We start from the raw sequence: 21,985 nt of genomic DNA, 5'->3' as shown, positions 1-21,985 counted from the left end.
AACCTGCCTGACCGAACGGGCCCGCCCGATGCCATTGGCATCGGGCGGGCCCGTTTTTCGCGCATGGTGTGCCCCCAGCAAGGGAATTGCTGGGGGCATGACAACTGTGCAGAAGGATCAGCAGGACCAGCCGGATCCCCCCGAGGGATCCGATGAGGAGCGCCTCGCCCAGCTCGGCTACACGCAGGTGCTGGCGCGGCGGATGTCGGCGTTCTCGAACTTCGCGGTGTCGTTCACGATCATCTCGGTGCTGTCCGGGTGTCTGACGCTGTACATGTTCGGCATGAACACCGGTGGCCCCGCGGTCATCATGTGGGGCTGGGTGGGCGTCGGGCTGATGACGCTCGTGGTCGGGCTGGCCATGGCGGAGGTCTGTTCGGCGTATCCGACCTCGGCCGGGCTGTACTACTGGGCACGGGCGTTGGCGCCCGAGCGCAGTGCCGCCGCCTGGGCGTGGTTCACCGGTTGGTTCAATGTGCTGGGGCAGGTCGCGGTGACCGCGGGCATCGACTTCGGGGCGGCGAGCTTCCTCAACGCCTATCTGACGCTGCAGTTCGACTGGCCGGCCACCCCCGGGCACACGATGCTCCTGTTCGCCGGGATCCTCGTCCTGCACGGCGTCCTCAACACCTTCGGGGTGCGGATAGTCGCCCTGCTGAACGACATCAGCGTGTGGTGGCACGTGATCGGCGTGGTCGTCATCGTCGGGGCGCTCGCGATCGTCCCCGACAGCCACCAGTCGGCGTCCTTCGTCTTCACCGAGTTCGTCAACAACACGGGCTGGAACAGCAGCCTCTACGTGGTGCTGATCGGCCTGCTGATGGCGCAGTACACCTTCACCGGCTACGACGCCTCCGCCCATATGACCGAGGAGACCCATGACGCGTCCGTCGCCGGACCGCGCGGCATCGTCCGGTCCATCTGGACGTCCTGGGTCGCCGGCTTCGTACTGCTGCTCGGCTTCACCTTCTCCATCCACAGCTACAGCGGCGCCCTGGACAGCGACACGGGCGTCCCGCCCGCGCAGATCCTCATCGACGGGCTCGGCGCGGCCGGCGGCAAGGCCCTGCTGCTCGTCGTGATCGTCGCGCAGCTCTTCTGCGGTATGGCGTCCGTCACGGCCAACAGCCGCATGATCTACGCGTTCTCGCGTGACGGCGCCCTGCCGTACTCCCGGGTCTGGCACCGCATCAACGAGCGCACCCGGACGCCCACCAACGCCGTCTGGCTCGCCGCCTTCGGCGCGATGCTGCTCGGCCTGCCGTATCTGATCAACCCCACCGCCTACGCGGCCGTGACGTCGATCGCCGTGATCGGTCTCTACATCGCCTACGTCATCCCGACGTTCCTGCGGTTGCGCAAGGGCGACGCCTTCGAGCGCGGGCCGTGGCACCTGGGGCGCTGGAGCCGGCCGATCGGGATCTTCGCGCTGGGGTGGGTCGCGCTGATCACCGTGCTGTTCATGCTGCCGCAGGTGAGTCCCGTCACGGCGAAGAGCTTCAACTACGCACCGGTGGCGGTCCTCGTCGTCCTCGGTTTCGCCGCCGCCTGGTGGCTGGTCTCCGCCCGTCACTGGTTCCTCAAACCGGCCACCACGGGGGACACGGCCGGGCCCGGCACGGGTGGCGGTCCCGGGGCCGACACGCCGACCGGCTGATCCGGGGCGCGGTCCGGGCGCAGATCATCCGCAGCCGATAAGACTCGGACCTGCGCCCCTCGCCGGGCTATGCTGCGGGTTGCGGGCCATTAGCTCAATTGGCAGAGCAGTGGACTTTTAATCCATTGGTTGTCGGTTCGAGTCCGACATGGCCCACTGTGAGAGCCGCAGGTCGTCCCCGGATGACCTGCGGTTTCTCTGTGTCGGGGTGGCTGGATCCGGTCCTGCGGGCGCCGGCGGCCCGGCCGTGCGGGGCCGCACCTCCGCCGCCGGCCCTTCCTGCGGCTGACCGGCAGCGATGCGGCGCGGACCCCGGTCCGCGCCCGGCTATGCTGGGAGGAACAACGGGCCGTTAGCTCAATGGTTAGAGCAGTGGACTTTTAATCCATTGGTTGTGGGTTCGAGTCCCACATGGCCTACCCGCAGGCGTACCGGTCTCGCCACCGGCGTCCTGCGAGAGCGCCCCGGTCGGGTTTCCCGACCGGGGCGCGCCTCTGTCCCCGTCCGGTAGGGGCTCCGACGGGGGTCCGGTGGGGCCTCGGGTGGGGCCTTTGCCCACTTCGGTAGGGTCTTGTGGCGTGACCTACATAGTGGTGTTGTTCGCGCTCGTCGGCGCCGGCATGTTGTTTTCCGCGATCGAGCGGAAGGTCGACCGGGTCGAGCGGAGGATCCGGCTCATGGAGCGCCGTCAGGAGTTGATCCTGCGTCACCTCGGTATCGAGGAGGTGGACGCCCCCGACCTGCGGGAGATCAACGAGCTGGTGCGGCAGGGGAAGAAGATCCAGGCGATCAAGGCCTACCGCGAGCTCACGGGCGCCGGGCTGAAGGAAGCCAAGGAAGCGGTCGAGCGGCTGCCCGGGAACGTCTGACCTGCGGGGGAGCGCCCCCGCTGCGTCCTGCGGTGGAGATTGTCAGGGATGCCGCTAGGGGGCGGGGTAGGGATAACCCCCAGGTGCAATGGGGCATGAGCCGGATGGGTGGGGGTCCCCCGGTGCGGCAAAGTCAGTGACACCCGCCACTGACAAGGAGTTCGACATGGCCGCCACCTCGGTACCAGCCCCGGTCACCACCGGACCGTTGGCGGCCTTCGTGCGCTTCGTCGTCTGCGGCGGGGGAGTTGGGCTGCTGTCCAGCGGGGCGCTGCTGCTGGTCTCCGGTCATGCGCCGATCGCGCTGGCGAACGCGGTGGTGACCGTCGTGTCCACCCTGCTCGCCACCGAGCTGCACGGCCGCTTCACCTTCCGGGCGGGACACGCGCGGCCGGCCGACCACCTGAAGTCCGGCCTCACCGCCACCATTTGCTACCTGTTCACCACCGGCGCCCTGCTCGCCCTGCACGCGGTCCACCCGAACCCCGGGCCGCTGCTGGAGCAGAGCGTCTATCTGTCGGCGTCCGGCCTGGCGGGCATCGGCCGCTTCGTGGTCCTGAAGGTCATGGTCTTCGCGACCGGCTCCAAGGCCGCGGCCGGCACCCGCCCGGTCGGCAGGAAGGTCCTGCTGACCCGCCGGGCGGTCACCGTCGCCGCGTAGTCGCCTCAGGCCCGGCGGCGCCGGGCCGGGAGGGTCGTCACGGCGAGGACCAGGGCCACCGCGATCAGCCCGGCGCCGACCGTGAAGGCGAGGTGGTAGCCACCGGTCAGCGCCGCGGGGGCGGACCGTCCGGCGCTCAGCAGGTGGGCGGTCCGGGAGGTGGCGAGGGTGTTGAGGAGCGCGAGGCCGAGCGCACCGCCGATCTGCTGGGTGGTGTTGAACAGGCCGGAGGCGACACCGGCGTCCCGTTCGGTGGCACCGGACATGCCGAGCCCGGTCAGGGCCGGGATGGCCAGCCCGAAGCCGGCGAGCGACAGCATCACGGGCAGCAGGTCGACGAGGTAACTTCCGTGCACGGGGACCCGGCTGAGCAGCAGGAGACCCGCGAGCAGCAGCGCCAGACCGGACACGACCATCGTGCGTTCGCCGAACCGGCCGGTCAGCCGGGCCGAGAAGCCGAGCGAGACGATCCCGATCACGACGGCGGACGGGAGCATGGCCAGCCCGCTCTTCGCGGCACCGTAGCCGAGCACGTGCTGCATGTAGAGGACGACGAGCACCTGGAAGCCGAACAGCGCGGCGATCATCAGGACCTGGATCGCGTTGGCCCCGGACACCTGGCGGGAGCGGAACACCCGCAGCGGCAGCAGCGGGGCGGCGGCCTTCGCCTGGCGGAGGACGAACCCGGCGAGCAGCGCGGCGGCCAGGGCGCCGAGACCGAGGGTGCGGGCCGAGGCCCAGCCGTTCTCACCGGCCTGGACGATCGTGTAGACACCGAGCATCAGACCGGCGGTGACGAGGGCGGCGCCCGTCGCGTCGGCCCCGGAGCGCAGGCCGAGGCCGCGGTCGGCGACGAGGGTGCGGGCGGCCAGCACACCGGCGGCGACGCCGATCGGCAGATTGATGAAGAAGATCCAGTGCCAGCTCGCGGACTGGGTGAGAACGCCGCCCAGCACCAGGCCGATCGAGGCCCCGGCGGCACCGACGAAGCTGAACGCGCCGATCGCCTTGGCCCGTTCGCGCGGCTCGGGGAAGAGCGTCACGATCATCCCGAGGCTCACCGCGGACGCCATCGCGCCGCCGACACCCTGGACGAACCGGCCGGCGATCAGCAGCTCGGGCGAGCCGGCCACCCCGCACAGCAGCGAGGCGGCGGTGAAGAGGGTGATGCCCGCCAGGAACATCCGCTTGCGCCCGATCAGGTCGCCGAACCGTCCGGCCAGGAGCAGCAGACCGCCGAACGCGATCAGGTAGGCGTTGACGACCCAGGCGAGGTCCGGCTGCGAGAAGCCGAGGTCGCTCTGGATGGCGGGCAGCGCCACGGTCACGATGCTGCCGTCCAGGATGACCATCAGCATCCCCGCGCAGAGGATCGCGAGGGCCAGCCAGCGGGACCGGTCGTGGGGCGGGGTCCGCGGATCCGGATGCTGCTGGGTCGGGCGCTGGGTCCGGGTCCCGGTCCGGGTCTGCGGTGTGGATCTCGTCAGCGGCATGAGGGCGTCTCCCTGCTCGGGTTGGTCGAGGCATGCGCGGCGTTCGCGGGCGTTCGAAGCCGACAAGAGAGACGCTAGCAGATAGTTTTGTAATAGACGATATCTTTCGGAACTAGATCCGGGCCTCCCGGGCCCGCCGGACCGGACGTGGTGATTCCACGGGGGTGGCCAGCCGGCCCTCGGTCAGCCGCTGCAGGGCGGCGGCGAACACCTGCCGCTCGCCCTCCGGAAGCGTGCCGAGCACCTCGCTGTGGATGCGATCGATGATCGCCAGGCCGTCGGTGATGTGCTGGACGCCGGCTTCGGTGACCGAGATGATCCGCGCCCGGCGGTCCGTGCTCGAAGGGCGGCGCTCCGCGAGCCCGGCCTTCTCCAGCTCGTCCATCGTCACGACCATCGTGGTCTTGTCGAGGTCCGCGAGCTCCGCCACCTGCGCCTGGGTCAGCTCACCCGGCAGCGCGTGGGCCAGTACGCAGTGCAGCCGCGGCGAGCTGTCGATCTCGGCGAGCGCCGCCGTCAGTTCGGTGGTGAGCACATGCGCGATGTGCTTCAGCTGGAACGTGAGGTCCGGGACGCTGCGGACCGGCGGGGTGGGCCGGTGCGCGTCCGGAGTCGCTGTGGGTGCCATGACGCGAGGGTAACAAAACTCGTCCTGTACGGGATCGTCCCGTAGGGGACGACGTGGCGCCGGTGGGGTTTCGAGGGCCCCGGGCCAACAGGGCCCCGGGCCAACAGGGCCCCGGGCCAACAGGGCCCCGAGCCAACAGGGCCCCGGGCTAGCAGGGCTGCCGCCACGCGTCGAGGTTCAGGTGCTTGAGCATCGAGCTGAGGCGGAGCCGCCGGGCGGTCGGACAGAACTCCGTCGTCGCCAGGGAGTACTCGGTGTGGAACACCGCCTTGCCCGCCGTGATGAACGGGGTCAGCTCGTCGCACTCGTCGTTCTGCGCGCACTCCTCGTTGACGGCGAAGTCGAAGTCGCCGACCAGCTCCGGGATCTGCTCCAGGTCGTTCTTGAGGCCGACCGACATACCGCGCTCATGGGCGAGCCCGGCGAGCATGCGGTTGTACGCGAGCTGGTCGGCGGCGGTCAGCGGGAAGCCGGTCCGGTTGGTGTAGGCGTCCATGAGATCGGGCTCGACCCCGTCGAAGCCCTTGGTGCGGCACATGTCGAAACGTTGCGCCATCAAGGGGCGCAGCAGGTCGAGGCGGCGGATGTCCAGCCACCGCTCGCCGCTCCAGCCGTTGCCGAGGCCGAGGAGGGCGGTGGGGAACGCCACCCGGTCGGGGCGGAAGTTCTCCCAGGCGCCCGCGTTGACGTAGCAGATCACCTTGCGGCCGGCGGCGTGCAGCCGGGCGACGGTGGCGGCGTCGTTCTCGAAACCGTCGATGTCGTAGACGGGTACGTCGACGCTGGTGTCGACCTTGCCGCTGAGCTGCCACTGCCAGGCGGTGCCGGGAGGCGGCCGCCAGCGGTCGGACGGCGGGGCGGGGATGGGTGAGGGGATGGAGGAGGGGATGGGGGAGGGGCGGTGGTGGTCCGGGCCGGGATCCGGGCCCGGATCGGGATCGGAACCGCAGGCGGCGAGCAGCAGAACGAGGAGCGGGAGAAGAAGCGAAGGGAGGAACGAGGGGAGGAACGCCGACGGCCGGGAGCCGGTGCCAGACCTGCGGATCAACGGTTCTCCTCCTGCTGGTGCCGATGCCGCCCCCGGAGCCCGGCGACATCGGTGAGGTCCGGGGGCGTGAGGTCCGAGGACATGACGTCCGGGGACGTGAGGTCCGGAGACACACCCTGCCAGGGGTTGGCGCCGCTTCCCGGGACCGCGCAGTGCACGGCCGCGCCGCGCAGCCGGGCGGTACGGGAGGCGAGGCCGCAGAGCCTGGCCGGGACGTCGTACACGAGATGGCAGAAGCGGTCCGCCGGATAGGTACTCGTCCAGGCCGGTACGGCCGCCGCCGCGCGGTACGTCGCCCAGCTGCCCTCGAACGTCACCAGCAGATCGGCGAACTCGGCGTACCCGGGCGCGGGGTGCACGCCCGGGTTGAGGACGACCGTCCGGGAACCGCCGGCCCGCGCGGTCCGCGCGGTCCGCGCGAGCCAGCGGTAGTAACTCAACAGCCCGGCGTCGGGCGCGGCCTGGTCGAAGAAGACGCCGTCCGTGCCGTACCACTTGCGGTGGTGGCGCAGGTCGGCGACGACCGCGTGGGTGGGGCGGCGGCCGTACGCGGTGTCCACGTATCCGAGGACGCGCACGCCCGCCGCCCGCAACTCCTCGGCCACCGCCACGAAGGCGGGGTCCCGGACCGTGCCCGGCCCGTCGGCGACGTTGAGCACGACGCCGTAGAGCAGGTCGGCGGCCCCCACCAGCGTCCGCCAGGCGCCGGGGTCGACGGCCGGGTGGACGTAGAGCGGGACGAGGAGCTTTCCGTCGCTCATGGCGCGGCCGTGACGCCGGCCGTGACACCGGACGGTGCCCTGGGCGGAACGGCTACCGGTGCGCCCTCGTTCCACAGGTCCGCGAGCGACTGCGCGAGGCTGAACTGGGGCCGCCAGCCCAGGGCCGCGGCCGCCGCGGAGATGTCCGCGCGCTGCCAGGACACCGCAGCCGAACGGTGCGACCCGGCCCCGCTCTCCTCGACCCGGCCCCGGAAACCGGACGCGGCGACCAGCCCGTCCGCGATGGCGCGCACCGGGGTGGCGCCGCCGCCCGCGATGTTCAGGATCCGCGGCAGCGGCCCCGGGGCCATGGCCGCGAGGACGGCGGCCCGCGCCACGTCCCGTACGTCGACGTAGTCGCGGTACGCGGAGAGATCACCGACGCGGATCACGCCCTCCGCACCCTCCGGGAGCACCCGGCGCAGTTCGGCGACGAACCGGCCCGGCAGGCTCGCCCCCGGCGATCCCGGGCCGATCGGGTTGAAGACCCGCAACACCGTGGCGTCCAGGGCGGATTGGGCGACGATGAGCGTGCCGGCCAGTTTCGTGGCCCCGTACGCCCCCGGCGGCCGGGTCGGTGCGGACTCGTCGATGGACCGGCCGGGGGCCGTGGCCCCGTACTCCCCGGCAGAACCGAGGTGGACGAGACGGGCGGTGGGCGCGGCCCGCCGCAGCGCCTCGCAGAGGACGGCGGGTCCACGGGTGTTCACCTCCGCGAGCCGCAGCGGGCTGTTGCCCACCGAGCCCACGCAGTTGACGACGGCGTGTGGACCCAGCGCCCGCAGCGCCTCGGTGAGCGCGTCGACGGAGATGGTGGTGAGGTCGATCGGCAGGCCGTCCACCAGGGCAGGTGGGGAATCGGACGGGAGGGCGGGCGGGGAGACCGGGGTGGACCGGCCGGCGCCGAGCACCCGCACACCCGGGAGGGCGCGCAGCTGCCCGGCGACGTGGGCGCCGAGGAATCCGGTGGAACCCAGACAGAGAATGCGTCGCATGGCGTCGGGTCACGCCCCCTTGAGCAGCAGTCCGCGGTGGGTGGTGAACTCGGCGTTGGCCCGGTCGTAGTCGTCGGGACGTCCGATGTCGAGCCAGTAGCCGTCGAACTCGTAGGCGCTCGGCGGGGTCTTCGCGTTGAGCAGGTCGAGCACCACCTCGTCGAAGCCGAGCGGCAGCCCGGGTGTGTAGTCCAGGAGCGTGGAACGGGACAGGCCGTACACGCCCATCGAGACCCGGTAGTCGATGCTCGGCTTCTCGGTGAAGGCCACGACGTTGCCCGAGTCCGTGGTCAGCACCCCGAAGTCGATCTTCACCTTCCGGGCGTAGGTGGCGATGGTGAGCGGGCTGTCGGCGGTCTCGTGGTGCCGCAGCACGTCCCCGAAGTCCAGGTCGGTGAGGATGTCGCCGTTCATCACGAGGAACTTCTCGGGCAGCCGGTCGAGCATGGTGAGCAGCGGCCCCATCGTGCCGAGCGGGCTGTCCTCGGTGGAGTAGCCGACGCGCATCCCCCACTGCGAACCGTTGCCGACGTAGGCGCGGATGATGTGGCCCAGGTGGCCGATGGCGATGGTGCAGGTGGTGAAGCCGGCGTTCGCCAGCTGCCGCATCACGATCTCCAGGATCGCGTGCTGGTCGCCGATCGGGACGAGCGGTTTCGGCAGGGCGGTCGTGTAGGGCAGCAGCCGGACGCCCTTGCCTCCGGCCAGAATGACTGCGTGCATGTGGTTGGTCCCCCCTCTGGCCTGGCGGCCAGACGTCGCGTCCGGTTCCGGGGTTCGATCCGGGACCGGGAGATCCGGAAGAGTCGGTTCCGGGAAATCCGGAGTCAGATGTTGTAGAGCTCGGTCTTGTAGCGGGCGAGGTTCGCCGGGTCGCGGAAGAACGCGATGGTGTCTTCCAGCCCCTGCTCCAGGCTGTGATCGGCCGCCCAGCCGGTCGCGTCACGCAGCCGCGCGGCGTCGCAGACCAGCCGCATCACCTCGGAGCCGGCGGGCCGGATCCGCTGCTCGTCCTCGATGACGTCCAGATCGGTCTCCATGAGCTTGCCGATCAGCTGCACCAGGTCACCGACGGAGATCTCGCCTCCCGTCCCCGCGTTGAACGTCCGCCCGACCACGCTCCCGGCGGGCGCGGTCCCCACCGCGAGGAACGCCCGCGCGGTGTCCCGTACGTAGGTGAAGTCGCGCGTCGGCCGCAGGTCTCCGAGCGTGATGGTCCGCTCCCCAGCGGCCACCTGCCCGATCACCGTCGGGATCACCGCACGCATGGACTGCCGCGGCCCGAAGGTGTTGAACGGCCGCAGCGTCACCACCGGTGTACCGAAGCTCGCGAAGTAGCTGTCCGCGAGCCGGTCGCCGCCCGCCTTCGAAGCGGCGTACGGGGACTGGGTGTTGATCGGGTGGTCCTCGGAGATCGGTACGGTCTGCGCGGTGCCGTACGTCTCGCTGGTGGAGGTGTGCACCAGCCGCGGGATCTCCAGCTGGCGGACGGCCTCCAGCACGTTCAGCGTGCCGGTGACGTTGGTGTCCACGTAGGAGTGCGGTGCCTGGTACGAGTACGGGATCGCGATCAGCGCGGCCAGGTGGTAGACGGCCTCGGCGCCGTCCATCAGCCCCCGGACGGAGCCGGGGTCGCGGACGTCGCCCAGGACCACGTCCACCTGGCTCATCGTCTCGGCGTCCAGCGTCTCCAGCCAGCCGAAGGACGAGAACGAGTTGTACTGGGCCATCGCGCGCACCCGGTGGCCCGAGGCGACGAGCGCCTCCACCAGGTGTGAGCCGATGAAGCCTTCGGCGCCGGTGACGGCTACCAATGTCATGTCGAATGCTCCGGTTTCTCGAAAGGGGTTGGGGACGTGGGACAGGTTCGGTTCGGGGCACCTCATCGGTGCGATGTGGCGCGGCCCAGCAGGGAGCAGGCGACGGCGATCAGTACGGCCGCCGCGCTCGCGCAGGCGACCAGCTGCACGACCGGATGGTCACCGAACTCCCAGCACAGGAAGGCGATTTCGACCACGGCGGCCGCCATGCAGACCAGCGCGGCCGGCCACGCGGCGCCGAACGCCTGGAGCAGCAGCGAGAGCCACAGCACCGCGCCGAGCGTCAGCAGCGCGCACAGCCGCAGCGCGCCGGGTGCCGGTGCCCCCGGCCACAGCGCGGTGAGGGCCGCCGCGAGCGCCGCGAGGACGATCAGGTACCCCGCCAGGCACCCGAGCAGGACGGAGGCCGACCGGGTCCTGAAGCCTCCGGCGTCGACGCTGCGCCGCAGCGCGGCGACCCCGCGGCCGCGGAAGCGGTACAGCAGCCATTCGGCCGCGCCCATGCTCAGCGTCAGCGCGACCGTCGAGACACCGGCGCTCAGGGCCAGCACCAGGACCAGCACCGCGCTGGCCAGCCCGTACAGCCCGTACGGCAAGGACGCGACGAGCGGCGGGGGCGCGGGCGCGCCCAGCTCGGGCGGGGTGCGCAGCCCGCGTACGACCTGCCGGCCGGCGACCAGCAGCGCCGCCACGGGGGTCGCGATGACCAGACAGGCCCGCACCGTGGGGGGCAGGTCCCACGCCAGGAGCAGCGCGGCACCCACCGTTGTCGGGGCGAGGGCGAGCAGCAGATCCCGTTCCCGGCCCAGCACCAGCAGTGCCGTCGCCGCTGCCAGGTAGCTGGACTGCCCCACCGCGAAGGCGGCTTCACTGCCCCGCGACGCGAAGGCGACCGCGAACGCCGACGCGAGCAGCGCCCCCGCCGGCGCGCCGCGGAGCAGACAGCGGGCGGTCGCCCGCCGCCCGTCCGAGCCGAGCCGCAGATAGGCGCGGTGCGCCAGGGCCTGGTTCCAGGCCCAGCCGGCGAGCGCGGCGGCGGACAGCGCCACCGTCCCGGCCGGCAGCCCGAACGCGTCCGGCGGACCGGAGAGCAGCGTCCCGCCCAGGACGTACGCCAGCCCCGGCAGGCCGAAGACGATGCCCCGCAGCAGACACCGCCAGGGGTTGATCCCCCAGGGATCGGGGCCCGGCTCCGGTGCCGGGTAGCAGCGCTTGCCCGCGCCCCGGGCGTGCAACTCCTCGGCCAGCTCGAAGAGATCGGACCGCCCGTACCGGTGCACGATGAGCTCGTGCGTCAGCCCGTCGGACTCCAGGACGGCGGCGATCTCGTCCGCGTGCACCGCGGCCGCGCAGACCTCGTCGAGGCGCTCGGCGAGTTCCTCCAGCGGGTCCTCGGCCCAGGAGGGCCGGCGGCGCTGCCGCTGCCGCGGCACCGTCGGCAGCGCACCCCCGTCGTGCGGCACGAGCCGCAGCGGGCCGCTCACTGGGCGACCTCCGTGACGGTGGTGTCGTCGACGACGGCCGGGCCGTGGTGGCCGTACTGGTCGCGGGACTGCCACTCCACCCCGACGGGGGTGAGGACGAGCCACGGCTTCCGGGCGGACAGTTCGCTGTAGATGCCGCGGAAGGTCTCGATCGTCCGACGCAGCGTGAACTGGTCGATCACCCGGAGCCGCGCGTCCCATCCCATGGACGCCCGGGTCGCCGGGTCGCGCAGCAGCGCGAGCGCGGCCTTCGCCATCGCGGCGGGATCGCGGGGCGGGACCACCAGACCCGCTTCGCCGACCGCCTCCCGCACACCCCCGACATCCGTGGAGACGGTGGCGCGTGCGCAGGACATGGCTTCGATGAGGGTGAACGGGAAGCCCTCGCTGATGCTGGAGAGCATCACGACGTTCCCGGCCGCGTACGCGTCGCGGATGTCCTCGACGCGCCCCTCGAACGTCACCGCGTCGCCGACACCCAACTCGGCCGCCAGCGCGACGCATTGGTCGCGGTATCCCTCGCCGCCCCTCGGCGTTCCGCCGAAGAGCCGGAGCAGCGCCTGCGGGAGTTCGGCCCGTACGAGGGCGAAGGCGCGGATCAGGGTCTCCAGGTCCTTGATCGGGTCGACGCGCCCGGCCCAGCTGAGGGTGGGCACCGCGGGTTCCGGCCCGGCCATCGGGAAGGCGCCGGGGTCGACGCCGTTGTACACGGTGCGGATCCGGTCGGGCGCGGTCCCGCCGCGTTCCTCCCAGCGCCGGTTGTAGCGGCTGCCGGGGGTGACGAGCGCGGCGCGGCGGTACGACTCCTCGGCGAGCAGCCGGTAGAAGCCGAGCATGACGGCCTTGACGGGCCAGCCGTACGGGCCGGTCCGGTAGCCGAGATACCGCTCGCGCAGATAGACGCCGTGCTCGGTGAGCAGGAACGGTGTGCCGTGTTCGTGGTGCGCCAGCAGCCCGGGAAGGGTCGCCAGGCCGCCGCTGACGGCGTGCGTGATGCTTCCCGGCACGGGTTCGGCGGAGAGCGGACGCAGCGCGTGTTCCAGCAGGTCAGTGGCGGTGAGCGCGTCGTGCAGGGTGGGCCGGGCCGCCGCGGCGGCGACATGCGGCCGGTTCCAGACGTCGGTGAGGACGCGCAGGGCGTCCTCGGAGCGGAGCGCCGCGGAGAGCGATCCCGCGCGTGCCAGCGCCGCCAGCGCGTACAGCTGGGGAGCGAACTCCGCTTCCGCCGCCGGGTCGAGCAGGGCCAACAGGAAGCGTTCGTAGCCGGCGCGGAACAGCTGCGCCTGGCGGCCGCGGGGTGCGCGGCCGGTCGGCGGCTTGCCCCACAGCGGTATCTCGGTGAAGTCCCGTACGTTGCCCGGAAGATCCCAGGCGAGGGACTCCCGCCCCGTGCCGGTCACGGCTATCAGACGGAAGTCGAAGTCCGGTATTCCCCGGACGAGTTGGTCGCACCACACGCTCACTCCGCCGTGGCTGTGCGGATATGTGCCCTCGGTCAGCAAGGTCACCTGGGTCTGCATGGCGAATCGGTCCCCCCACGGGTCCGTCGGTGAATGCGCCGCGTACGGTCCTTCGCGGCACTGGAGGGCGCTGGAGCGCCGGCTGTGTGCCGGCGGCTCCAGCGCCTTTCCACGTGATCGTTCGGTCGTGCTCGGTCCTGCTCGGTGGTGCTGCGCGTGGTGCCTGTGCTGCTCAGCTGTGGTGCGAAGCCGTCGCCGAGCAGGCGCCGAGCCGGCGCTAGCGCCGTGCTGCCCTGGTGTTCTTGCGGTGCTGCTTCTGCTTGCCGGTGTCACCGGGGCCGTACGGAACCGGGTCGGTCGCACCCGTCGGCACGGGCAGTGCCTGTGCCGGGGCCTTCGCCTTGGCGACCTGGGCACTCTGCGCGGCCTTGGCCGGCGTCGCGGTGACGACGGCGGGTGTGACGGCGGCGGTGAGTTTGAGCGTCACCGAGCTCTGCAGCGATCCAGGGGCCACCCAGCCGGACAGCTGTCCGGCGTAGGCGCCGCCGAAGGCCGTGGTGCCGATGAGCTGTGCCTGGCGGGTGCCGACGGGCATGCTCGCGGTCGACTGAAGGCCGCTCGGCCCGGTGACGGTGACGGTGTCACCGATCCGGTAGGCGGTGACCTTGTTGGCCTTGACGGCCGTGTCCCAGGCGGCGCGCCTGGCCAGCTCGGCGGAGATGTCGGCCATCCGCAGGTTCACGATGGGCGTGCTGGCGGCGTACAGGTTCTTGTAGTCGCCGAGGATCTTCTCCATGACCGGATAGGCGATCCGGTCCTCGGCGAAGTTCGACTGGTGCACGTAGTGCGGCCGCGGGTTGTTGGACAGCACGTGCCCGAGGTCCGTCCGCGCCTCCAGCGGAACGATGTACGAGGCGTAGCCGGTCGCCGTGTCCAGCGGCGTGTCCAGGCAGGTGGACGTCGCGGAGCCCTCGCAGATGCCGCTGCCGCCGTCGGCCGCCCTGGTGTAGATCCAGTTGTACTCGTCGACCTCTTCGCTCGCCTTGCCCGCGTTGTAGAAGACGTTCATCGGGAAGCGCGGCACCGTCAGTGCCGGTCCGACCTTGCGCTGCTGCGGGTCGCGCGAGTTGTCGCTGCCCAGCACCGTCACCCCGGTCGCGCTCAGCGACGTGGCGAGGTTCGGGTTGTCGAGCGGCTGCTGCGGCAGGATCTTCAGGCCGGAGTGCTCACCGGTGAGCAGCTCCTGCTTGTTGACGGTGAGGCCGTGCTGCGTGGCCCAGGTCGTGTTGTCCTTGATCTGCGCGGTGATGTCCGCCTTGGAGGTCCACACCACCGCGCCGGTGGCGGTCGTCGAGCACTTCCACGGCACCACGGAGACGTCCTGGACGCAGCCGAGGTACGGGTGGGTGTAGGTGTGGTTGACCCAGCGGTAGGCGTTCTTGTCGGCGATGAGCTGCGTCGCGAGCGGGTCCGTCCCGCCGTGCTCCGCCTTGTAGCCCTCGCTGCCGCCGCCGTTGTACATCAGGTCCGGCGTGAAGCCGTTCGCCGCCGACCACTGCTTGAGGTACGTGGCGTCCGCGGGCGTCATCCGGATGGGGTCCGGGTCCGACTGGTCGGTGCCGACCGCGCAGTCCACGTCGCCCGGGGTGCAGTTGAGCGTGGGGTTCCAGCGGTCGTCGCCGAGGAGTACGTCGTCCATGTGCAGGGCGAAGTAGTTCCGGTCGGCGCCGAGGTGGATGCCCTGGGTCATCCACTCGACCATGCCGCGGGCGAGCAGCCGGAACTGCTGCTGGTACTGGTTGTAGACGAACGTCACGACCAGTTCGCGCCGGCCTTCGTGGCTGTACTCCCCGACGAGCGAACCGCGGGCGGTGCTTCCCTGGATCGGCGCGTCCACGTAACTGGTGAACGTGGCTCCGGCGGCCTGGGTCGCGAGCGGCGTGGCGAGGAAGGCGTAACTCTCGCCGACGGTGGGTGAGTTGTCCTCGAAGGGAACGTTCCCCTGGAGGTAGCCGAACGGCCCGGCGGTGGCGGTCACCGCGGCGGTGACGCCGTCCAGCGAGCCGATGTAGCCGGGGTCCTGCGCGTAGTTCAGCCCGACCTCGGGCCGGGCGTAGGTGTACGCGTCGACCTGCGGGATGCCGAAGGCCGTCTCGTACGCGGCCAGTGCCGCCATCTCGGCGGATCCGGCGCCGAACGGGTTGTCGTTCGGCAGGACGACGGCCTGGAACTTGGCGCGCGGCCGTCCGCTGACCGTGTCGCTCAGATAGGCCGCGGTGATCTGCGGCCGTGCGGCGCTGTTCAGGTCGAGCGTGGTGTACGGCGTGCCCGCGCTGTCGAGTTCGGCGGTGATGGCCTGGGTGGCCGGCCCGCCGTCGTCGACGACGAGCACCCGCAGATCGATCCTGGGTGTGACGGCCGCGGCGGTCGCATCCGCGGAACTCGGGCCGGCTGCGGGCCAAGTGAGGGTGAGCATCGCCGCGGCAGTACACGCGGTGGCAAGGCGGGTCGTTCGACCCATGGATTCCTCCCCCGGGAGGGCACGCCAAGGCAGCCCTCTCAGGCGCCCCCGGCCCTCCCTATTCCAATGAACTGGGTTGCAGTGGGATAGGTGCGACCGTCAGATCTCCCCGTCTTGAGGTCGCCCGTGTCACATCGTGGAGCAAAGGGCAGGGTTTGTGGAGGGGAATCGTGAAGGCGGTGAAAAAGGCACAGCATTGTTCATTTCCGAAAGCGGGTTCTTGGCTCTCGGGGCAGCTGGTGGGGCGGGAGCGAACCGGATGGGGGATGGGTTTCCGCTGGTTGACGTACGTGTGAGCGAATAGTAATCAGCGGAAATGTTAAAGCAATATCCCGAGGTCGGGGGTATCGGGATGCATAAATGTGCGCGCCGGGAGGCGGCGGGAATTCAGGGATAAGTTACTGTCCAGGATTTGTCTCCGCTGTGTTCTGATTTCGTAACAGCGGGGGGCGGCGGAGTTCTGGACGGAGTTTAGGGCGCGGCGCCGAATCGCGATTGCGGGTGCGGGGTGCGGGGTGCGGGGTGCGGGGTTCGGGTACGGGTTCGCTGCGCTGCGCTTCGGGGCGTCAGACTCCGTTGACGAGCCGGATGTACCGCACCCAGTCCCAGTTGGGCCCGGGGTCGGTGTGGTCGGTGCCCGGGACCTGGACGTGGCCGATGATGTGGTTGCGGTCCTTGGGGATGCCGTACTTGTCGCAGATCGCGGCGGTGAGCGCGGCGGAGGAGTGGTACATCGCGGCCGTGAAGTACGCCGGCTGGTCCACCCACCCCTCGTGCTCGATGCCGATGCTGCGCGTGTTGTAGTCCCAGTTGCCCGCGTGCCAGGCGATGTCGTGCTCGCGCACGCACTGCCCGATCGATCCGTCCGACGACTTGACGACGTAATGCGCGCTCGCCGCGTGCGCCGGGTCCTGGAAGACCCGGATGGTGTCGGCGTAGGTCTCCTGCGTGACGTGGATGACCACCAGGTTGACCGGGTAGCTCGTGATCCGGTTCGACGCCGTGTAGTTGCTCGTGCTCGCGGGGGACCAGACGGCCGACGGGTAATCGACGGTCGCGGCGTCGGCATGCTTCGAGCCGACGAGGCCTGCTGCCGCCACGGCGCCGAGGGCGAGGCCGCCGCGCAGCAGGGCGCGCCGGGAGGTCGCGGGGCTGCCGGGCGTGCCGGCGCTGCCGGGCGTGCTGGAGGTGCCGGGCCTGCGGTCCATGGAGGCTCCCTGGGACGTCATGGTGAGGTCGGGTGCATGACCATCGGGTGGGGCGTGACCATCGGGTGGGGCGTGACCATCGTGGGCCCCGCGCGCGAACGCTGCCAAGGGGCAGGGGAATTGGCAGTGGTCCAGACCGGTGAAGAGTACGCCGACGTGCCCTTCCGAGGCCGTTCCGCCATCGTTCCCGGCACGTCCTGGACCACTGCTTTCCGCTGTTACACGGAGGTGACGCTTCCCGCATGATCCAGGGATCGGTCGCGTGTGACGATCTCCCTACCGCAAGCCGCAGGGACCGAGCAGGAACGCTGAACGGAACGCCGCGCGGGGCGCAGAATCCAGCTCCACCATCCACGTTCACGTTCCCTGGGGGGATCACCATGTCTGCTCGCACCTTGTCGCGCCGTCCACGCCTCGCCGCCGCCGCTGCTGTCGCCGTGGCCGCCGTCTGCGGTACCGCGCTCATGCCGGCCGCCGCGTACGCCGACGCCCCGGCCACCAAGCCGCTGCACATCGAGTTCGGCACCCCTTCGCCGGCCGGCCCGCTCGCCCGGGGAGGGGCGACCGAGTCCTACACGGTCAGTGCGACGAACAACAACGACAAGGCTGTCGAGTTCAACGCGAACGTCTTCGGCATCCCCAGCGGCGCGAGCCCGCTCGACGGCTCCGAGGTGAAGCTCGCGGTCGTGCCGGTCTCGGCGCCGGCCACGGACATCGAGGTGGGGCGCCAGGACATGGCGATGGTGGTGCACCTCCACCCGCACGGCACGAAGTCCGCCCCCTTCTCGATCCCGGCCAACACCACCTACACCTGGAAGATCACTGTCGGGCTCAATGCCGACTTCCCCGCCAACGACGGAAATCTCACCCTGACCTTCGACACCGGCAACTACGAGGACAATCCCTCGCACTCGATCCCGTCGATCTCCTTCCAGGCCAGCCCCTCGATCAGGATCGGCACGATCAAGGATCACTTCGGCGGCGCCACCAAGGTGTCGGCCGCGAAGTCGGCGGTGTTCTCGCTCGATGTCGTCAACGAGGCGGGCGGTCACTTCAGCAAGCCTCTGCGCACCCAGCTCACCGCGTTCGGCGCCGGCGGCGACCCGGCGCTGGACCTGTTCGTGTGGCTCGAAGGCCGCTGGGTCGAGGTCGCGGCTCCGGACCACGTCAACACGTGGCTGCTGCCCGACATCCCCACCGGCTTCGCCGAGGGGACGTACCACTACAAGCTCATGTTCACGCTGCCCGCGGGCAAAGCCCCCAAGACGGCCAAGGTCCTCGAGCTGAACGCCCAGACCGGGCTGAGCAGCGGCAACACCAGCATCATCGCCGAGACCGACGAGAAGATCACCGTTCTCCCCACGGCCCCGGTCACCACTCCGACCGGCACCCCGTCGGCCACCCCGACCCCGTCGCCGTCCTCGACCACGAACAGCCCCGCCCCGTCGGCCCCGGCCGCCACGGACGCGCCCGTCGTCAACACCAAGGCCTCCCTCGCGCACACCGGTGCCAACGGCAGCAACGGCACCCTCGTCGCCGGCGCGGGCGCCCTGGTCGCCCTGGGCGCGGCCATGGCCTTCATCGGCCTCCGCCGTCGGCGCCAGCAGGGCTGACGCTCCGGTGTGACGCCCCCGTATGACGAGACCCCGGCCGGAATCCTCCGGCCGGGGTCTCGTCGTTCATCACGTTCCGTAGTGGGTCCACCCCACTCCGCATAACAACTGACACACGCTCACATCACCGTCGTATCACTCCGATCACCCCTCTTCGTCCGATAGCATCCCGTCCGCCCGATTAGTCGCCACTGCCAACTCCTCCTTTCGGCTTGGAAAAGACCCCCGGCTCAATTACCGTTCGATAACGCAGCGCGGTCGTCACTGCCGCCGTTGAGGCGGCACCGTGCGCTTGCCGAATCCCGTCCGCGGGAACCGGGGACCCACTCATTGGGGTGAATCGGGCTGCACTTTGGCCCGTAGGAGACCTTCCTGCTCCGAACCCGTCAGCTAACCCGGTAGGCGAGAAGGAAGGAAAGGAGAGCGCCACCCGTGGCGTCGAACCAGTCTGCCTACGCCCCATCACCCGAGGCTCCGGAAGCCGGGGAATGGGACGAATGGAACCCCACCGCGGAGTCCGTCGCCCCGGATAGGGGCAACAAGCACCGGCTCCCCAAGCCGCGTTCCATAGCCCGTGGTTCGACCGTATTGAGCGTCGCGGCCGTGGCCGCGATGGGCGCGGGCGGAATGGCGGCGGCCGCCGACAAGTCGCCGGTGCCGATCTCGCTCCCGGACCTTTCCGGGCTGCCGGACGCGCCGGACCTTCCGAAGCTCTCCGAGATGCCGGGGATCAGCACCCTCGTGGGCGCGGACGACGCCCCGGTGGCCACGGCATCCACCGCCGCGCCCGGAGCGGCCACGACCTCATGGGCGACGGACGCCGGCGAGGCGCTCCGCACCCGCATCCTCGAACACGTCGCCCAGCAGCGCGACGCGGCGGACCAGGTGGTGCGCGACGCGGCCGCCGGACAGGCGGCGGCAACGGCCGCCAAGGAGGCCGCCGCGCAGAAGGTGCGGGACACGGCCGCCGCGGCGAAGGCGGAGGTCGCCGCCAAGAAGAAGGCCGCGGAGGTCGCCGCCGCGAAGGCCGAGGCTGCCCGCCTCGCCGCACTCGCGGCCTCGTACACCAAGCCGGTCGCCTCGTACTCGCTCACCGCGAGCTTCGGGGAGTCCAGCTCCCTCTGGGCCAACACCCACACCGGCCAGGACTTCGCGGCGCCCACCGGTACGCCGGTGTCCGCGATCCACAGCGGCACCATCACCTCGGCCGCCTGGGCGGGCTCGTACGGCTACCGCATCATCCTGACCCTCGATGACGGCACCGAGATCTGGTACTGCCACCTCTCCTCCATGGTGCAGACCTCGGGCAAGGTCACCACGGGCGAGACCATCGGCCGGGTCGGCGCCACCGGCAACGTCACCGGGCCGCACCTCCACATCGAGGTCCGCCCGGGAGCGGGCGACCCGATCGACCCGATGCCGTGGCTGCGCGCCCGCGGCATCGACGTCTGACCGAAGGCGCAGGCAGCGCGGACTGGCCCAACCGCCCAACGGTCCAGCCGCCCAACAGTCCAACCGCAAACCCTGACGGCCGTGGTGACCCCCCGCTCCAGGGCCGTCGGCATGTCCGACCGTCCGACCGTCCGACGAACTCTCGGGCCTATGACAGGTCGACGATGTCCTCCGCGTAGAGCGTCTCCAGGGGCCGCGGACCGATGTACTGCTGGCAGTTGCACGGCCAGGCCTCGTACGAGACGGGCTTCTTCTCGGCATCCCACGCGGTCGGCGTCTGGACCACTTCGTGGCACTTGCCCTGCTTGTCGTGCTTGGCCAGATGGTGCGTGCAGCCGCAGATCGCCTCCGGCGGCCGGTTCGCCGCCTGCAGCGCGCGCTGCTTCTCGCCCTCCGCGGAGATCAGCTCGACCTTCCGCTCATGCCGGGTGCGCATGGCGTGCCGGAACCGATTGCCCCACCAGCCACCGCCCGACAGGACGACCCACGCAATGGCCCACACGTACCAGCCCACGACCGACCGCCCCCATCCTCCGCTTGCACGCTCGCACCTCGTGTGGCGTGAGGTTGCATCGTAGTTGTCATCCCTGGCGCCGCCGTAGGGGGCCGTGGAGCAAAAAGGTCCGTGACGGACCGGGAAACTCCGCGAAGTTGTCACCATTGCGCTGCAGGCGGAGCGCTGGCCGCAGGAGAAACGTGGGCTCGGGGTACGCCGCCCGCATGCCGAATCCCAGCTCCTGCGACGCAGCCGCCCTCCGCGCCCTCGCCCGCCGTCAGCGAAACCTCGCCACCCTGTGCCAACTGGCTACGGTGGGCGTATCCGGGACCACCGCGTCCAAGCGCAGCCGCGCCGACGGCCCGTGGCAGCGGATCCTTCCACACGTCCACCTTCTCCAGACCGGAGCAGCCGACCCGCACCAGCGACTGCTGGCCGCGGTTCTGTATGCGTCGGCGCGGGGTGACGAGAACCGCCGCCCGCCAACGGCCCTGCTCACCGGCCGCGCGGCCCTCGCCCTCCACGGGATCCCCGCCGCTGTGCCGGAGACGGCGGGGCGGCACGCCGCCGTCTCCGTCCTGGTCGAGAACACCCGCCGGATCGCGGGCGCCTCGTACGTACGGATCGTCCGCACCCGGCGCTGGCCGGGTGGTACGTACCTTGACGGCATCCCCTCTGTACGCGCTCCGCGTGCCGCCGCTGACGCTGCCGCGTACTGGACCGGCACGGCCACCGGGCTGCGCGCCGTACTGGCTTCGGTCGTCCAGGCCGACTGGCAGCGGACCGTAGAGCGGCGGCTGCGGTCCGCTGACCGACCGGTTCGCCCGCGACTCGCCACCGGCGGGTTGAGCCCGGGTCAAGCCATCGCCGCGGACAGCGCGGCCCGTACCCGCGCCCGTCCGTCCCGCGCGACGGACGGCGCCGGGCCCTCCAGCGTACGTTTCCGCTCCTGCCGCGTACACGACGAGCACCCGTTCGCGCCGACCGCCAACGGCCGTCCGCACTCATCGCACTCGCGACGCCCAGGCCCGGGCTCGGCCGCCCTCACATCCGGCAGTAGCTTCCGGACCAGCCGCGCCGCCAGGAAGGCGGCGGGCGCGAACACCTGCTTCGGCAGCCCTGTCGTCAGCATCTGCGCCAGTGCCCGATCCGGCACGCCCCGCGCCCGCCACTGCGCGAACAACGGCAGCAAGGGCCCCGCCTCCGCCACTCCGACCGTCAGCCTCGGCTCGATCCGCGCGATACGCCGAAGCAGCGCACCGTCCGCGTCCGCGACCTCCGCCGGGGCTGCCTGGCCCGCCGGGGTCTCCGGGGTCTCCGGGGAGGGAGGTACTTCATCCCCCGTACTTTCCCCCGTAGGGGTATTTCCCGGATCCCCGGAGTCCGGCTTCCTGGCTGCCGGAACGACCTGCGGCTTCTGCCGGTTCTCCGGGTTCTCGTGGATGGACGTCCGCGTCGTGACGCGCCCCGTCTCCGGGTCCTGTACGCGCTCGACGACGTAATACCCGCACGTCTTCAGCTCGTCGAGCGCGTTGGCGACCTGCTGTCGGCCTGTCTTGCACAGCGTGGCCAGCTTGCGTACATCGATCCGCTCGCCGTCGAAGCGGGAGAGCAGGTACCCGAGGACGCCCCGCGCGGCGAACGACAGCCGGTTGTCCTGAAGCGCCGCATTGTCGATGACCGTGTAAGCGCGACGGTGCGCGCTACGATGAATGTGCATGGGGAGGGCTTTCTCCTGGTGCCGGACCCCGGGGCGTTGGCGCGCCGCCGGGGTCACATGTTTGTTTATGTGATGTGACGCACTGTAGCGCCAACTCCC

Annotated in this window: 18 protein-coding genes, 2 tRNA genes and 1 riboswitch; of the genes, 7 read left to right on the top strand and 13 right to left on the bottom strand. The window is 70.8% G+C overall.

The window, feature by feature from the left end; genetic code table 11:
* The first annotated feature begins 97 nt into the window (after positions 1–97).
* The 5 genes from C8250_RS21120 to C8250_RS21100 all read left to right on the top strand — a co-directional run bounded on the left by C8250_RS21120 (position 98) and on the right by C8250_RS21100 (position 3,187).
* The gene (locus C8250_RS21120) at positions 98–1,657 is read left to right on the top strand and encodes an amino acid permease (RefSeq protein ID WP_138355808.1); all 1,560 of its coding nucleotides are present in this window, start codon (positions 98–100) and stop codon (positions 1,655–1,657) included.
* A gap of 83 nt (positions 1,658–1,740) precedes the next feature.
* Positions 1,741–1,813 (top strand) — tRNA-Lys (locus tag C8250_RS21115).
* A gap of 190 nt (positions 1,814–2,003) precedes the next feature.
* A tRNA-Lys gene (locus C8250_RS21110) sits at positions 2,004–2,076 on the top strand.
* Between the two features lie 159 nt (positions 2,077–2,235).
* The gene (locus C8250_RS21105; protein ID WP_244809254.1) at positions 2,236–2,526 is read left to right on the top strand and encodes a ribosomal protein L7/L12; all 291 of its coding nucleotides are present in this window, start codon (positions 2,236–2,238) and stop codon (positions 2,524–2,526) included.
* Positions 2,527–2,692: 166 nt separating this feature from the next.
* The gene (locus C8250_RS21100; RefSeq protein WP_187144931.1) at positions 2,693–3,187 is read left to right on the top strand and encodes a GtrA family protein; all 495 of its coding nucleotides are present in this window, start codon (positions 2,693–2,695) and stop codon (positions 3,185–3,187) included.
* A 5-nt stretch (positions 3,188–3,192) separates the two neighbouring features.
* Here C8250_RS21100 and C8250_RS21095 read toward each other — a convergent pair whose 3' ends face one another.
* From C8250_RS21095 to C8250_RS21045, 11 genes are all read right to left on the bottom strand, one after another.
* Entirely contained in the window at positions 3,193–4,545 is a 1,353-nt protein-coding gene (locus C8250_RS21095; RefSeq protein ID WP_244809836.1) for an MFS transporter, read from the bottom strand.
* Between the two features lie 247 nt (positions 4,546–4,792).
* Positions 4,793–5,308, bottom strand: a complete 516-nt coding sequence (locus tag C8250_RS21090) for a MarR family winged helix-turn-helix transcriptional regulator (protein ID WP_138355806.1) — start codon at positions 5,306–5,308, stop codon at positions 4,793–4,795.
* A gap of 148 nt (positions 5,309–5,456) precedes the next feature.
* The gene (locus C8250_RS21085) at positions 5,457–6,356 is read right to left on the bottom strand and encodes an endo alpha-1,4 polygalactosaminidase (RefSeq protein WP_138355805.1); all 900 of its coding nucleotides are present in this window, start codon (positions 6,354–6,356) and stop codon (positions 5,457–5,459) included.
* Positions 6,353–7,117 (bottom strand): spherulation-specific family 4 protein, encoded by a 765-nt coding sequence (locus tag C8250_RS21080; RefSeq protein ID WP_138355804.1) that lies wholly within the window; start codon positions 7,115–7,117, stop codon positions 6,353–6,355. Before C8250_RS21080 ends, C8250_RS21085 begins: the two co-directional genes overlap by 4 nt.
* Complete coding sequence (locus C8250_RS21075; protein WP_138355803.1) at positions 7,114–8,112, bottom strand: NAD-dependent epimerase/dehydratase family protein; 999 nt, start codon at positions 8,110–8,112, stop codon at positions 7,114–7,116. Before C8250_RS21075 ends, C8250_RS21080 begins: the two co-directional genes overlap by 4 nt.
* A gap of 9 nt (positions 8,113–8,121) precedes the next feature.
* A complete protein-coding gene (locus C8250_RS21070; protein ID WP_138355802.1) occupies positions 8,122–8,835 on the bottom strand; it encodes a sugar phosphate nucleotidyltransferase in 714 nt (237 codons plus the stop codon).
* Positions 8,836–8,939: 104 nt separating this feature from the next.
* Positions 8,940–9,932, bottom strand: coding sequence for an SDR family NAD(P)-dependent oxidoreductase (locus C8250_RS21065; RefSeq protein ID WP_138355801.1), 993 nt, complete (start codon positions 9,930–9,932; stop codon positions 8,940–8,942).
* Between the two features lie 62 nt (positions 9,933–9,994).
* Positions 9,995–11,416, bottom strand: a complete 1,422-nt coding sequence (locus tag C8250_RS21060) for a hypothetical protein (protein ID WP_138355800.1) — start codon at positions 11,414–11,416, stop codon at positions 9,995–9,997.
* Positions 11,413–12,936 carry a DUF3492 domain-containing protein gene (locus tag C8250_RS21055; RefSeq protein ID WP_138355799.1) on the bottom strand — a complete coding sequence of 508 codons (1,524 nt, stop codon included), beginning with the start codon at positions 12,934–12,936 and terminating at the stop codon, positions 11,413–11,415. The genes C8250_RS21060 and C8250_RS21055 overlap by 4 nt, the downstream gene beginning before the upstream one ends.
* Before the next feature lie 217 nt (positions 12,937–13,153).
* Positions 13,154–15,397, bottom strand: coding sequence for a hypothetical protein (locus tag C8250_RS21050; protein ID WP_138355798.1), 2,244 nt, complete (start codon positions 15,395–15,397; stop codon positions 13,154–13,156).
* Positions 15,398–15,963: 566 nt separating this feature from the next.
* Positions 15,964–16,605, bottom strand: a complete 642-nt coding sequence (locus C8250_RS21045; RefSeq protein WP_138355797.1) for a peptidoglycan recognition family protein — start codon at positions 16,603–16,605, stop codon at positions 15,964–15,966.
* A 380-nt stretch (positions 16,606–16,985) separates the two neighbouring features.
* Here C8250_RS21045 and C8250_RS21040 point away from each other — a divergent pair, with 380 nt between their 5' ends.
* A complete protein-coding gene (locus C8250_RS21040) occupies positions 16,986–18,218 on the top strand; it encodes an LPXTG cell wall anchor domain-containing protein (RefSeq protein ID WP_187144930.1) in 1,233 nt (410 codons plus the stop codon).
* Positions 18,219–18,501: 283 nt separating this feature from the next.
* A riboswitch (cyclic di-AMP (ydaO/yuaA leader) is annotated at positions 18,502–18,638 on the top strand.
* 12 nt (positions 18,639–18,650) lie between these two features.
* A complete protein-coding gene (locus C8250_RS21035) occupies positions 18,651–19,670 on the top strand; it encodes a M23 family metallopeptidase (RefSeq protein ID WP_138355795.1) in 1,020 nt (339 codons plus the stop codon).
* Between the two features lie 148 nt (positions 19,671–19,818).
* On the opposite strand, the gene C8250_RS21030 is transcribed toward C8250_RS21035, so the two are convergent.
* Both C8250_RS21030 and C8250_RS21025 read right to left on the bottom strand, forming a co-directional pair.
* Positions 19,819–20,184, bottom strand: a complete 366-nt coding sequence (locus C8250_RS21030) for a hypothetical protein (protein WP_138355794.1) — start codon at positions 20,182–20,184, stop codon at positions 19,819–19,821.
* Between the two features lie 838 nt (positions 20,185–21,022).
* Positions 21,023–21,886 (bottom strand): hypothetical protein, encoded by an 864-nt coding sequence (locus C8250_RS21025; protein WP_138355793.1) that lies wholly within the window; start codon positions 21,884–21,886, stop codon positions 21,023–21,025.
* Positions 21,887–21,985: the final 99 nt, after the last annotated feature.

Source organism: Streptomyces sp. So13.3 (assembly GCF_005860785.2).
GTDB classification, from domain to species: domain Bacteria; phylum Actinomycetota; class Actinomycetes; order Streptomycetales; family Streptomycetaceae; genus Actinacidiphila; species Actinacidiphila fildesensis.
This window is presented reverse-complemented; position numbering and strand designations above follow the sequence as displayed.

Coding starts and splice junctions, on each gene's coding strand:
- C8250_RS21120 (WP_138355808.1), top strand. CDS start 98: ATGACAACTGTGCAGAAGGATCAGCAGGACCAGCCGGATCCCCCCGAG.
- C8250_RS21100 (WP_187144931.1), top strand. CDS start 2,693: ATGGCCGCCACCTCGGTACCAGCCCCGGTCACCACCGGACCGTTGGCG.
- C8250_RS21095 (WP_244809836.1), bottom strand. CDS start 4,545: ATGCTGATGGTCATCCTGGACGGCAGCATCGTGACCGTGGCGCTGCCC.
- C8250_RS21090 (WP_138355806.1), bottom strand. CDS start 5,308: ATGGCACCCACAGCGACTCCGGACGCGCACCGGCCCACCCCGCCGGTC.
- C8250_RS21080 (WP_138355804.1), bottom strand. CDS start 7,117: ATGAGCGACGGAAAGCTCCTCGTCCCGCTCTACGTCCACCCGGCCGTC.
- C8250_RS21075 (WP_138355803.1), bottom strand. CDS start 8,112: ATGCGACGCATTCTCTGTCTGGGTTCCACCGGATTCCTCGGCGCCCAC.
- C8250_RS21070 (WP_138355802.1), bottom strand. CDS start 8,835: ATGCACGCAGTCATTCTGGCCGGAGGCAAGGGCGTCCGGCTGCTGCCC.
- C8250_RS21065 (WP_138355801.1), bottom strand. CDS start 9,932: ATGACATTGGTAGCCGTCACCGGCGCCGAAGGCTTCATCGGCTCACAC.
- C8250_RS21055 (WP_138355799.1), bottom strand. CDS start 12,936: ATGCAGACCCAGGTGACCTTGCTGACCGAGGGCACATATCCGCACAGC.
- C8250_RS21050 (WP_138355798.1), bottom strand. CDS start 15,397: ATGGGTCGAACGACCCGCCTTGCCACCGCGTGTACTGCCGCGGCGATG.
- C8250_RS21045 (WP_138355797.1), bottom strand. CDS start 16,605: ATGGACCGCAGGCCCGGCACCTCCAGCACGCCCGGCAGCGCCGGCACG.
- C8250_RS21040 (WP_187144930.1), top strand. CDS start 16,986: ATGTCTGCTCGCACCTTGTCGCGCCGTCCACGCCTCGCCGCCGCCGCT.
- C8250_RS21025 (WP_138355793.1), bottom strand. CDS start 21,886: ATGCACATTCATCGTAGCGCGCACCGTCGCGCTTACACGGTCATCGAC.